Source organism: Aquabacterium sp. (genome assembly GCF_049274795.1).
Taxonomy (GTDB): domain Bacteria; phylum Pseudomonadota; class Gammaproteobacteria; order Burkholderiales; family Burkholderiaceae_C; genus Aquabacterium.
In genome coordinates this window covers 40,001-53,081 of record NZ_JBASTH010000042.1, presented here as the reverse complement: position 1 = coordinate 53,081, position 13,081 = coordinate 40,001, and the positions used below count along the sequence as shown (strand labels likewise).

General features: G+C 68.4%; 8 protein-coding genes. 6 read left to right on the top strand and 2 right to left on the bottom strand.

The window, feature by feature from the left end:
* Nucleotides 1-84 precede the first annotated feature (84 nt).
* Nucleotides 85-2,118, bottom strand: coding sequence for a hypothetical protein (locus tag WAQ08_RS07120; protein WP_422190400.1), 2,034 nt, complete (start codon nt 2,116-2,118; stop codon nt 85-87).
* A 278-nt stretch (nt 2,119-2,396) separates the two neighbouring features.
* On the opposite strand from WAQ08_RS07120, the gene WAQ08_RS07115 reads away from it, so the two are divergent.
* The 3 genes from WAQ08_RS07115 to WAQ08_RS07105 are packed head-to-tail and all read left to right on the top strand — an operon-like array spanning nt 2,397 to nt 6,320.
* Nucleotides 2,397-3,551, top strand: a complete 1,155-nt coding sequence (locus WAQ08_RS07115; protein ID WP_422190398.1) for a CaiB/BaiF CoA transferase family protein — start codon at nt 2,397-2,399, stop codon at nt 3,549-3,551.
* A 30-nt stretch (nt 3,552-3,581) separates the two neighbouring features.
* Nucleotides 3,582-5,138 carry an acyl-CoA synthetase gene (locus WAQ08_RS07110; protein ID WP_422190396.1) on the top strand — a complete coding sequence of 519 codons (1,557 nt, stop codon included), beginning with the start codon at nt 3,582-3,584 and terminating at the stop codon, nt 5,136-5,138.
* A 33-nt stretch (nt 5,139-5,171) separates the two neighbouring features.
* Nucleotides 5,172-6,320 (top strand): acyl-CoA dehydrogenase family protein, encoded by a 1,149-nt coding sequence (locus WAQ08_RS07105; RefSeq protein WP_422190394.1) that lies wholly within the window; start codon nt 5,172-5,174, stop codon nt 6,318-6,320.
* Between the two features lie 32 nt (nt 6,321-6,352).
* Here the strand turns inward: WAQ08_RS07105 and WAQ08_RS07100 are convergent, their stop codons facing one another.
* Nucleotides 6,353-9,100 (bottom strand): LuxR C-terminal-related transcriptional regulator, encoded by a 2,748-nt coding sequence (locus tag WAQ08_RS07100; protein WP_422190392.1) that lies wholly within the window; start codon nt 9,098-9,100, stop codon nt 6,353-6,355.
* A 241-nt stretch (nt 9,101-9,341) separates the two neighbouring features.
* Between WAQ08_RS07100 and WAQ08_RS07095 the strand changes: the two genes are divergently transcribed.
* Genes WAQ08_RS07095 through WAQ08_RS07085 form a run of 3 tightly spaced genes read left to right on the top strand, consistent with a single transcriptional unit; the run spans nt 9,342 to nt 12,970 of the window.
* On the top strand, nt 9,342-10,547 hold the full coding sequence (locus WAQ08_RS07095; protein ID WP_422190390.1) for an acetyl-CoA C-acetyltransferase: 1,206 nt from the start codon (nt 9,342-9,344) through the stop codon (nt 10,545-10,547).
* A gap of 10 nt (nt 10,548-10,557) precedes the next feature.
* On the top strand, nt 10,558-12,018 hold the full coding sequence (locus WAQ08_RS07090; RefSeq protein WP_422190388.1) for an enoyl-CoA hydratase-related protein: 1,461 nt from the start codon (nt 10,558-10,560) through the stop codon (nt 12,016-12,018).
* Nucleotides 11,999-12,970, top strand: coding sequence for an NAD(P)H-dependent flavin oxidoreductase (locus tag WAQ08_RS07085; protein ID WP_422190386.1), 972 nt, complete (start codon nt 11,999-12,001; stop codon nt 12,968-12,970). The genes WAQ08_RS07090 and WAQ08_RS07085 overlap by 20 nt, the downstream gene beginning before the upstream one ends.
* Nucleotides 12,971-13,081: the final 111 nt, after the last annotated feature.

Genomic DNA, 13,081 nt, shown 5'->3' with positions numbered 1-13,081 from the left:
AATAGGGCGTGCTGTTGTGGCTGCGGCCAGGAAGAGCGCTTGCGCACTCTCCCCGGCCGTGGTGTCAGCAAGGAGGTGGATGGATCACAGGGTCTTCAGGTACTCCAGCAGGGCCCAGCGTTCGTCGTCGGTCAGCGACTGCACGAAGTCGTGGCCGCCAGAGCCCTGGCCGTACAGGTGGGTGTTGAACACCATGCGCGACTGGATCTGCTTGTCCGTGACAGGCGGCGGCGACTGGTAGAGCAGCGAGTTGTTGGCGCCGACCGCGTTGGCGATGCCCGCAAAAATCTGGTCGATCGTCTCCATGCCGTTGGAGCAGGGCAGGAAGGGCGAAGCCGTGTTCTGGTTGTTGTTGCACGGCAGGTCCGTGACCTTCCATCCCAGCTTCTTGAAGTCATAGGACGCCAGGCTGTGGTCGTAGCCCTGGTTCTTGCCGCCGATGCCGGGCGCCGTGTACTGACGCTGCCAGATCTTGGGGCGGGCCGATCCGGGCTGCAGCACATCCCACAGCGTGGGCACGCTGCCGTTGTGGAAGTACGGGGCGCCTTGCCATGCACCGTACAGCGGCGGGGCCACGTAGCCGATGGGCTTGATCCACTCGTTGGGGCCCGTGGGCGAGAACTTGGCCGGTGCGGTGTAACCCAGGTCATACATGCGGCGAGGAGCGCGGCGCAGCTGGCTGATCAGCAGGTTGTCGTTCCAGCCGGTCCACTTCGGGTTCAGCTCGTTGTAGGCGAACCAGGAGGTCTGCCAGGCACGGCGCTTGCGCTCGTCTTCCATCACGCCGACGCGCTTGTCGTCGGTCTGGATGGTGGCCATCGGCGTGATCACGCCCGCCACACCCTTGAGGCGCGGATCAGGCAGGAAGGCCGGGTTGGCGGCGTGGCGGGGCGAGTACACACCGTGGCAGCTGGCGCAGGAGCCGTTACCGGGCTGCTTGGGGATGCCGGCGTTGGCGCCGTTGGCCCACAGGTCACGCTCGTGGAAAATCACGGCGCCCTTCTCGGCCAGCGCGGTGTCGATGGGGCCCTGGTCCCACTTGGGGGGCGACAGCGACAGCAGCCAGACGTTGATGTCTTCGAACTCGTAGTAGATGTTGCGGCGCTCGGCGGCGCTGCGCATCACGTTGGCCACGGCGAAGGCCATTTCCGAGCGCACGTTGTCGGAGGTGAGGGCGCCGTCCCAGAACTGGCGGGGCTTCCAGGCACGGTGCCACCAGTGCGGCGTCTTGGACATGCCGGCCGCGTGGTTGGGGAACCATTCCAGCAGGCTGGGCGACAGCAGGATCGAGTCCATGTCCCAGATGGCGGGCAGGGCGTCCACGATGCCGATGGCATCGGTGGTGCCGCGGCCCACGCTCCAGGGGATCGGGGCGATCTGCAGCACCACGGTGGGCCCGTTGGCGCGGAAGATGTCCGACTGGGTCACGCCCGCATCGTTGGCGTCGTTGGAGCGGCCCCAGGCGAAGGGGCGCTCATCCTTGGTGCCCAGGCGGGAGTCATGGCAGGCCGAGCAGGTCACGCCGACTAGGCCGTTCCACTTGCCGTCCTTGGTCTTGTCCTGCATGAAGCCCAGGGGCAACTGGCCGCTGCCGCCGTTGGTCTTGTTCGGGTCTTCGCCGGGCAGCGGGTAGGGGTTGCGGTAGTCCGCGGAGGTGTAGCCGTAGCGCTTGATCACCTGCTCGTCGAAGTCGGCCGGGCGGCTCTTGAGGCCCCACACCTTCCACAGGTTGGCGTAGCCCAGCGCGGTGCTGAAGGGCTGGAAGTACTGCTTGCCGGTGATGAACTTGTAGCCACGGTAAGAAGCGGCGCGGAACTGGCCACAGGTCTGCGGACGGGCCGGCAGCTTGGACACATAGGGCTCGGGCGGGTTGTGCAGGTCAACGTAGAAGGCGTTGAACTGGATGGCCGTGCCGGGCTTGTTGACGTTTTCTGTGACCAGCATGCGCGGGTCCACGGGCAGGGGCGTTGAATCGGGTTTGCCCTCGCAGGCCGCCGAGAAGGGGGCGCGGATGTCCTGCATGTCCAGCAGGGGCAGTTCGCTGGCCAGCGCGTGGCCGGCCATGGTGAGCAAGGGAATGGCGGCGAGCTGGACGGCCCGCCTGGGGGATGTGTTCACGGTTGGTCTCCTGATCGCCTTGTGGGGATCGCTGTCTCAGCGAGGGCTCGGCGCCGCTGCGACCCGGTGACGGACGAGGGTGGCGACGGCAGGCTCGAACAGTAGGGCTTGGGGCGCGCGCCATCTCTCGTCAGTTCTGACGATTTTTCTGATCACCGTCGCACGGTGCGCATGGGTTGCGGCGCGTCCAACTTCGTCGGATCTGACGATGGCCCTTCGGTGGGCGCTCGCCGAGGATGCGTGCTCAGCCAGGCGTACTGGCACGCAGGAGACGCTTGATGTCGGGTCCTTTGAAGGGGCTGAAAGTGATAGAGATGGCCGGCGCCGGCCCGACATCCTTTGGCGCGATGATGCTGGCGGACATGGGTGCCGCCGTGCTGCGCATCGCAGGGCCAGGCGTGCCGGTGCGCGATGACCCGCGCGACGTGACCACGCGAGGGCGCCAGACCTTGCCGCTGGCCTTGCCGGCCGACGAGTCGATTGAGGCTTTCTTGCACCTGGTGGAAGCCGCCGACGTGCTGATCGAGGGCCACCGCCCCGGCGTGATGGAGGGCTGGGGCCTGCCGCCCGAAGTCTGCCTGTCGCGCAACCCGCGCCTGGTCTACGCCCGCATGACCGGCTGGGGCCAGTACGGCCCGCTGGCCCACACCGCCGGCAACGACATCAACCACATCGCGATCAGCGGGGCCCTGCACGCCATGGGGCGTGACCACGATGCCCCGGCGCCGCCGCTGAACTACCTGGGTGATGCCGGTGGCGGCGGCATGTTGCTCACCTTCGGCGTCTTGTCTGCGTTATACGAGTCGCAGCGATCCGGCCATGGCCAGGTCGTGGATGCAGCCTGTGTGGATGGCGCAGCCCTGATGTCGTCGGCCCTGTATGGCTTCAAGGCCGCGGGCCGCTGGAGCAACCAGCGCGGCGCCAACCTGCTCGATGGCGGCGCGCCGTTCTACGACACCTATGCCTGCGCCGATGGCAAGTACGTGGCGATCGGCGCGATCGAGCCGGCTTTCTACGCCCAGTTGCTGGAGCTGTGCGGCGTGCAGGACCAGGCCTTCGATGCGCAGATGGATGCCGCACGCTGGCCCCTGCTCAAGCTGCGCATGGCCGATGTGTTCCGCACCCGAACGCGTGATGAGTGGTGCCGCATCCTCGAAGGCAGCGATGCGTGCTTCTCGCCCGTGCTCGATTGGGACGAGGCGCCCCGCCACCCGCACAACCGCGCTCGCGAGACCTTCGTGTCCGTGGACGGCGTGGTGCAGCCTGCACCGGCGCCCCGTTTCAGCCGCACGCCGGCTGCCCCGCCGCGGCGCCGGGTGTCGCGCCAGCCGCAGCACGTGCTGCGCGATTGGGGCTTGAGCGAGGCCGGGATTGCCCGGTGGCGCGGCGGCCCCTCATCGACAGAATCGTCAGTACCCCCCGAGAGCCTGTAGACCTCGGACACAAGGAAGGAGACCCCCCTCATGCAACTCACCCAAGCCCTGCACAAGGCCGTGCGCGAATGCCCCAACGCCCTGGCCGTGACCTGTGGCGACCAGGAGCTCAGTTTCCAGCAACTGGCCGATCGCGTTTCGCGCCTGGCCGCTGTGCTGCGCAAGCTCGGTATGCAGCCCGGTGACCGCGTCGGCATGATGGCGCTCAACTCGGTCCGCTATGTCGAGTACCTGTACGGCGTGTGGTGGGGCGGCGGCGTGATCAACCCCGTCAACGTGCGCTGGAGCCCTGCCGAGGTGGGCTACTCGCTGGACGACTGCGACACGCGCATCCTGCTGGTCGACAAGTTCTTCGCGCCCCAGGCCGCGATGCTGCGCGAGACCTCCAAGAGCCTCAAAACCCTGGTCTATTGCGATGACGGCGAGGCGCCCGCCGGCATGCTGAGCTACGAGCAACTGATGGCCGAGGCACAGCCTGCCCAGGATGTGCGCCACCACGGCGAACACCTGGCCGCCGTGATGTACACGGGCGGTACCACGGGCCAGCCCAAGGGCGTCACGCTCACGCACACCAACCTCTACATCAACGCGCTGAGCGCCGTGGCCGCCGTGCCGCGCCCGGGCGACAAGGTGGGCCTGGTGGTCGCGCCGTTCTTCCACGTGGCCGGTTGCGGCCTGTCGCTGCAGTTGATCCAGCGCCTGGCCACGCAGGTGGTGGTGCCCATTTTCGACGAGGTCAACATCCTGCAGACCATCCAGAAGCGCAAGGTGACCGAGAGCTTCCTGGTGCCCACGATGATCAAGCGCCTGGTCGATCACCCGCGCTTCAAGGAATTCGATTTGTCCAGCCTGGGCATGCTGCTCTACGGCGCTGCGCCCATCGACGCGGCCCTGCTGGACCAGGCCATGAAGGCCCTGCCGCACACCGAGTTCTGCCAGGCCTATGGCATGACGGAGTTGGCCCCCACCATTTCGGTGCTGCTGCCGCACGACCACCGCCCGGGCCCGAACCAGGAGAAGCGCCTGCGCTCGGCCGGCAAGCCCGTGCCCATCGCTGAAGTGCGCATCGTCGATCCCGTCGGCCAGGAAGTGCCTGCAGGCACCGTGGGCGAGATCGTCGCGCGCGGCCCCATGGTGATGAAGGGCTACTGGAACAAGCCCGAGCAGAGCGCTTCGGCCCTGCGCGATGGCTGGATGCACACGGGTGACGGCGGCTATATGGACGAGGAGGGCTACCTCTACGTCGTCGACCGCATCAAGGACATGATCGTGACCGGCGGCGAGAACGTCTACACCGCAGAGGTCGAGAACGCCATCGCCCAACTGCCGCAGGTGTCGATGTCGGCTGTGATCGGCGTGCCCGATGACCACTGGGGCGAGCGCGTGCACGCCGTGGTGGTGCTGCGCGAGGGCGTCACGCTGGACGAGGCCACCCTGATCGCCCATTGCAAAGCGCTGATCGCTGGCTACAAGTGCCCGCGCAGCGTCGAGTTCCGCACCGAGCTGCCGCTGTCGCCCGCCGGCAAGCTGCAGAAGTTCATCCTGCGCGAGCCCTTCTGGGCCGGCCGCAAGCGCTCGGTCAACTGATCCCCTTTTCCATTCTTCCTATTGAGAGGCGTCATGACGCTGGATACCCGTCGCACCTGGAGCGACCCCGACCTGGACCTGTTCCGAGACAACGTGGCGCGCTTCGTCGAGAACGAAGTGCTGCCGCACGATGAAGAGGCCCGCAAGCGCGGCAACGTGGGCCACGCGCTCTGGCACAAGGCCGGCGCCAACGGCCTGCTGTGCACCGACATCCCCGAGCAGTACGAGGGCGGCGGCGGTGACTTCCGCCACGAAGCCACCGTGTACGAGGAGCTGGCGCGCCGTGCGCTCACCGGCATCAGCACCTCGGTGCATGCCATCGTGGCGCACTACATCCTCAACCACGGCACCGAGGCCCAGCGCCAACGCTATCTGCCGCGCATGGCGCGCGGCGAGCTGGTGGGCGCCATCGCGATGACCGAGCCTGGCACCGGCTCCGACCTGCAGGCCATCCGCGCCAAGGCCGAGAAGCGCGACGGCGGCTACGCCATCTCCGGCACCAAGACCTTCATCACCAACGGCTACCTGGCCGGCCTGGTGCTGGTGGTGGCCAAGACCGACCCGAGCCAGGGCGCACGCGGCACCTCCATCCTGATCGTGGAGACCGAAGGCGCCAAGGGCTACAGCGTGGGCCGCGTGCTCGACAAGATCGGCCTGAAGGCGCAGGACACCTCCGAGCTGTTCTTCGACGAGGTGTGGGTGTCCGAGGATGCCGTGCTGGGTGGCGAGGAAGGCAAGGGCTTCTTCCAGTTGATGAGCGACCTGCCCTACGAGCGCCTGATCATCGGCGTGACGGCACTGGCCGCCATGGAAGGCGCCTACGAGGCCACGCTGGCCTACACGCGTGAGCGCCGTGCCTTCGGCAAGCCGGTGGCCGAGTTCCAGAACACGCGCTACAAGCTGGCCGAGGTGGCCACGCAGATCAAGGTGGGCCGCGCCTTCATCGACCAGTGCGTCGAGCGCCTGGTGGAGGGCACGCTGGACACGGCCACGGCCTCCATGGCCAAGCTGTGGGCCACCGAGACGCAAGGCCGCGTGGTCGACGAGTGCCTGCAGCTCTTCGGCGGTTACGGCTACATGAACGAATACATGATCGCCCGCATGTACGCGGACGCCCGGGTGCAGCGCATCTACGGCGGCACCAACGAGATCATGAAAGAGGTGATCGCACGGGCGCTGTGAAGCGCGCCGTGCGCCGCTGACCCATCACCGGGTCAGCGGATCACCGCCAGCTTGCGCGCGATGGCCACGGCCTGCGTGCGGCTGTGCGTGCCCAGCTTGAGGTTGATGTTGCGCAGGTGCGTGCGCACGGTGCTGTCCGACACGAAGAGCTTTTCTGCCATCGCGCCGTTGGAGTAACCCTCGGCCAGCAGTTGCAGCACACGGATCTCCTTGCGCGTGAGCGGTTCGGCCAGAGGCTGGGCCGGCGCACCGGCGGATTCGGCATCGGCCAGCACCACGGGGCCCGCGATCTTGAGCAGGCGCTGCAGGTACTCCGTGAAGATCGGATCGTCTGGCTCGTTGGCCGCGTTCTGCGGATTGGCCTGCTGGGCCTGAAGATGGGCCTGGCACCGGTGCAGCAGCATGGCCACGGCCGGGCCTTCGTCCAGGATCAGGCGGATGAAGCCGTCGTGGCAGGTCTGGCGCAGCACCCCGAGCAAGGTTTCCGTGCCGCCCAGGATGTCGCCGATGCGCTGTTGGGCCAGGGCCTGCAGCACACGCAGTTTGAAGGCGCGGCCATGGCGTGTGCGGGCTTGCGCATCCATGATCTCTTCCTGCAGCGGGGCCATGGCCTGTTGCGCATCGCCGAAGCAGATTTCCCAGCGCAGGCGCGCCAGGCGCAGGTCGTGCAGCTCATGGGCGGGCAGGCGCTGGCGGGCCACACGCTGCCACAGGATCTGGTCGTTGGCGCGGGCCAGTTCGTCGCGCGAGGCCTGGGCATGGCCCTGCAGCAGCATCATGCGCGAGCGCTCCAGCTTGGCGCTGGCCACCACGCGTGGCAGTTGCCGGTGGTGGCCCAGGTACTCCAGCTCGGTCAGCACGTGGAAGGCCGCGTCGATGTCACCGCGCTGGAAAGCGATGCGCGAGCGCAGCACGTGGCTGAGGATCATGTGGTCGGGCAGGCCCACATCGCGCGCCAGCGGCAGGTACACATTGAGCAGGTGCTCGGCCTGGTCTAGCTGGTCGGTCTCGTACATCGCCGAGGCATAGAAGATGCCGGCCCAGGCGTGGCCATTGGTGTGGTTGTAGGTGGTGCTGTGCCCGCCGGTCACGGCCATGCGGAAACGCGCGGAAGCCTGGCGCAGGCGCCCTTCCTGCAGATCGAGCAGGCCTTCCATCGATTCGGTGTACATGCGCACAAAGGGGCTGGAGCCCTGGCAGGCGCGTGCCGCATCGAGCAGGCGGTGGGCTTCGTGGTGGTGGCCCATCACGGACACCACGTTCGCCATCGCATTGGTGAGCACGCTGTCGGCGAAGGGGCTGGAACTGGGCAGCGTGGCCAGGCTTTCATGGCCCACGCGGTAGGCGTCCTCGTAGCGGTCCATCATGGCCAGCAGCAGCGGGCGCAGTGCGTTGACGTTGGCTGTGACGACGGGATCAGTCTGGTCCGGCCCGATGCGCTCCAACTGCGCCATGGCCTGCCAGGGGCCTTGCGTGAAGCAGGTGGCCCACACGCGGATGGCCTGCAGCGGCGGGTGGGCGGCCAGGGCATCGTCCGGGATCACGCCGAACCAGCGCGCCAGCAGCCGCAACTGGCCCTTGAACAGGAACGCGTCGGCATGGGGCGCGAGCAGGTTCAGCGCGTGCGGGTGGTCGCCGCCCTCGATGGCGTGCTCCACGGCAGGCACGGCCTGGCCCTGCGCCTCGTACCAGGCTGAGGCGGCCAGGTGCAGGCGGGGCAGTTCTTCCGGGTGTTCGCGCGCCAGTTGGTTGCGCAGGAAATCGGCGAACAGGCTGTGATAACGCCACAGCGGGCCGCGGCCCTCCACGCCGGTGACGGGCGTGAGGAACAGGTTGGCGCTGTCGAGTTGTTCGAGGATGGCGCCGGCATCGAGCCGCGGGTTCAGGGCCTGGCACACCGACACGTTGAGCTGGCGCAGGATGCTGGTGCGCATCAGGAACTCGCGCACCTCGGTGCTCTGGTGGGCCAGCACGTCCTCGGCCAGGTAGTCGGCGATGGCGCGGTTCGAGCCCGAGAAGCGCGCGATGAAATCGCTGCCCGTGCCGCGTCGCTCCAGCGCCATCGAGGCCAGCCACAGGGCGGCCACCCAGCCTTCGGTCTTGCTGTGTAGTTGGGCCAGGGCGTCGGCATCCATGGCGGGCGTGCCACGCAGCTGGAAGAAGTGCGAGGCCTCTTCCAGGCTGAAGCGCAGGTGTTCGGTGTCCACCTCGATCAACTGGCCGCGCGCGCGCAGGCGGCCCAGGCCCAGGTCCGGCAGGCTGCGCGAGCCGATCACCAACTGGCCACGGCGGGGCAGGTGGTCGATGATCTCGCGCACCAGGCCCAGCACGGCTGGCTCCTGGATCAGCTCGAAATCATCGAGGAAGAGCGTGAAGGGTGCGCTGTGGCGGGCCAGTGACTCGACCACGTCCACGGCCGTGCCTTCCGCGGGCTCCATGGCCAGGCGCGTGACGGCGGCGGTCAGCCCGGCCAGGAAGCGTGAGACATCGTTGTCGGCGCGGTCCAGCGTGAGCCAGGCGGTGGCGATGCCTTGCTCTTCGAGGCCGGCTCTGGCTTGCAGCATGGCAGTGGTCTTGCCGAAGCCGGCGGGCGCGCGCACCAGCACCAGCTTGGCGGCACTGGCCTGCACGATGCGGTCGCAGGCCACGGTGCGCAGCACCTGCAGGGCGCTGGCACCCATGGGGTTGAGTTTGGCGGCCAGGCCCGGCGATGGCGGCGGCGTGTCCATGTCCTTGGGGCGGGGGGCGGCGGTGATGGGGGGTGGCGAGACGATGGGCATGGCGGTACCTGTTGTGCGGCCGGGCCGTGGTCTGGGGAAGGTCTGTGATCGATACGGGCAGGCCACGCCATCGCGCGCGGCTGTGTACCGGGTCAGCGGGATTGTCAATCTGCATTAATGTCTTTGTCTGTACGGGCAAAACCTAGTCCTTCGCGGGCTGTGTTCCGTCGGATCCGACGATGGGCAGCATGCAGGCACATCCCTAGAGTCAGGTGGCCACCTCCACCCCCCAGGGAACCGCATGAACGATGTGTTTGTCTACGACCATGTGCGCACGCCGCGCGGCAAGGGCCGTCCGGAAGGTGCGCTGCATGCGACCCCGCCGGTGCGGTTGGCGGCCCAGGTGCTGCAGGGCCTGCGGGCGCGCAACGGCCTCGATCCGGACCAGATCGATGACGTCGGCCTGGGCGTGGTCATGCCCGTGGGTGAGCAGGGCGCCGACATCGCACGCGCCGCGTTGCTGGCCGCCGGTTATGGCGATGGCGTCACGGGCTACCAGCTCAACCGCTTTTGTACCTCTGCGCTGGACACCCTGAAGATGGGCCACGCGCTGATCGCCGCCGGCCAGGCCGAGGCCGTGATCGGCGGGGGCGTCGAGTCGATGTCGCGCGTGGCCATCGGCAGCGATGGCGGCGCCACCTACACCGACCCCACCATCGGCCGCCAGCACCCCTACATCCCCAACGGCGTGGCCGCCGACCTGATGGCCACGCTGGGCGGCTTCACGCGCGATGACCTCGATGCCTACGCGTGCGAAAGCCAGCGACGCGCTGGTGCCGCGCAGGCAGGCGGCTACTTCGATCGCAGCCTGCTGCCGGTGCTTGACGAACTTGGGCAAGTGGTGCTGGCGCGTGACGAGGCCCTGCGCCCCGGCACCACCCTGGCCGATCTGGCCAAGCTCAAGCCCGTGTTCACTGGCCTGGGCGAAGAAGGCTTCGATGCCATCGTGCTGCAGCGCTACCCGCAACTGGCGGCCATCGAGCATCTGCACACCGGCGGCAATGCCAGCGGCATCGTTGATGGCGCCTGCGCGGTGCTGCTGGGCAGCCAGGCCTTCGGGCAGCGCGCGGGCCTCAAGCCCCGTGCGCGCATCCGGGGCAGCGCGAGCTGTGCGTCCGAGCCGCTGATCAGCCTGGGCGGGCCGATGCCCGTGACCGAACGCGTGCTGGCGCGCTGCGGCATGAGCGTGCGCGACATCGATCTCTTCGAAGTCAACGAGGCTTTTGCCGTGGTGCCGCTGGCCTACATGCGCCACTTCGACATCGGCCACGACCGCGTGAACGTGAACGGCGGCGCCATCGCGCTGGGCCACCCGCTGGGCGCCACGGGCGCCATCCTGCTGGGCACGGTGCTGGACGAACTGGAACGGCGTGACGCGGCCACGGGCCTGGTCACCCTGTGCGCGGCGGCCGGACAGGCCACCGCGCTGATCATCGAGCGCACCTGAGGACACCGCGATGCGTGAACATCAATGGGAGAACCTCAGCCTGTCGGTCGATGCCAATGGCGTGGCCCTGCTGACGATGGACGTGAAGGGCCGTGCCGACAACGCCTTCACGCCGGGCTTCCTGGCCGACTTGGCTGCCGCCGTGGCCCACGTGAAGGACAGCAGCGAGATCTGCGGGCTGGTCATCACCTCGGGCAAGGTCACGGGCTTTTGCAGTGGCGGCGCCCCGGAAGACCTGCTGGCTGTGCACGAGGCCGGCCTGAGTGCCGCGCAGATCATGGGCGTGCTGACACCCGCGCAACAGGCCATCCGCGCGCTGGAGCGCTGCGGCAAGCCGGTGGCGGCGGCCATCCAGGGCGCGGCCCTGGGCGGTGGTTATGAGCTGGCGCTGGCCTGTCACCACCGCGTGCTGGCCGACAGCCCGCGTGCCGTGGTCGGCCTGCCGGAAGTGACTTTCGGTGTGCTGCCCGGTGGTGGCGGCACGCAGCGCCTGCCGCGCCTGATCGGCATCCCGGCCGCGCTGCCGCTGCTGCTGTCGGGGCGCCAGGTGCCGCCGGCCGAGGCGTTGCAACTGGGCCTGGTTGACCAAGTGGTGAGTGCCAAGGAAGTGATCCCGGCCGCACGCCGCTGGGTGCTGGCCAACCCGGATGCCGTGCAGCCCTGGGATGTGAAAGGCTTCAAGGTGCCTGGCGGCGCCGGCGCGATGGCCCCGCACGCCAACAGCAGCTTCGGTGTGGGCGTGGCGCGCGTGCGCCGCGACACGCAGGACCGCGAGCCTGCGCCCCTGGCCATCCTGGCCTGCGTGTACGAAGGCACGCAACTGCCGTTCGATCAGGCCTTGGCGCTGGAGGCCCGCCACTTCAGCCTGCTGCTGGCCGGGCCCGTGGCGCGCAACCGCCTGCGCACCTTGCACGTCAATGGTCCGCGCCTGACACGGCAATGGGCCGCAGCCACCCGCTACCCGGCCGACCGCTGTGCCGGCCGCCTGGTGCGCGCCCATGCGGATGAGGCGCGCGCATTGGCCGCAGATGGCGTGAGCCCTGCGCTGATGCGCAACGCGGCACTCCAGGCTGGCTTCGTGCCGCCGGCCGATCTCAATGACCTTGATCACCCCGCATCGCCCAACCAACCCGATGTGGCCGTGGTGACGTGGCGCTGGCTGAGCGCCTCCGCGCTGGAAGCCGCGCGCTGCCTGGACGAGGGCGTGATCGACGACCCGGCCCAGGCCGACGTGGTGGCCGTGCGCGAACTGGGCTACCCCGCCTGGACGGGCGGCCCCATCTCCTTCATCGACACCCAGGGCGTGCAGGCTTTTGTCGCGCAGTGCGACCGCCTGGCCGCCGAATCCGCCAGCGGCGACCGCTTCTGCGTGCCGCCCTGGCTGCGCGAGCGGGCCACGCAGGCCCCGCATCGCCTCTATCCCCATCCCGCACTTTCTCAGGACAACGGACATGAAGACACGCGTGAGTGAACGACTGGGCATCGCCTACCCCATCATCCAGGGCGGCATGATGTGGGTGGGCCTGGCCGAACTGGCCTCGGCCGTCTCCAACGCCGGTGGCCTGGGCATCATCACGGCGCTCACGCAGCCCACGCCGGATGCCTTGCGCCAGGAGATCGAACGCTGCCGTTCGATGACGAGCAAGCCTTTTGGCGTCAACCTCACCATCCTGCCCACGGTCACGCCGCCGCCCTATGCCGAATACGTGTCGGCCATCATCGAGGGCGGTGTGAAGATCGTCGAGACCGCTGGCAACAGCCCCAAGGAATTCATCGAGCGCTTCAGGGCAGCGGGTGTCACCATCGTGCACAAGTGCACCACCGTGCGCCATGCCCTGTCGGCCGAGCGCAATGGCGTGGACATGGTCTCCATCGACGGCCTGGAATGCGCGGGCCACCCGGGCGAGGACGACGTAGGCGGCCTGGTGCTGATCCCCTCTGCGGCGCGCCAGCTCAAGATCCCCGTGATCGCCTCGGGCGGTATCGCCGACGGGCGCGGCATGGCCGCCGCGCTGGCCCTGGGCGCCGAGGGCGTGAACATGGGCACGCGCTTTTGCGTGACGCAGGAAGCCCCCATCCACGACGACATCAAGCAGGCGCTGGTGCGCGGCAGCGAACGCGACACCGCGCTGATTTTCCGCACGCTCAAGAACACCGCGCGCGTGTTCCGCAACGCCATCGCCGACGAGGTGCTGTCGATGGAGCGCCGCGAGGGTGGCTGCACCTTCGAAGAGATCCGCCCGCTGGTGTCCGGCCAGCGTGGCCGCGCGGCCCTGGCCAGCGGCGTGGTCGATGGCGGCATCGTGAGTGCTGGCCAGTGCATCGGCCTGATCGACGACGTGCCCACCTGTGCCGAGCTGATCGAGCGCATGGTGGGGCAGTGCCGCGAGCGCCTGCAGGTGGCGAGCAACTGGGCGGCTTGAGCGGCGTGAACGGCCTGCGCGCCTCGTGATTCGTCCCTTTGGACGATGGACCCCGCAGGGCCCGATTTCTACAGTGCAAGCAAAGGCATGGCATGAGGCCATGGCGAACAA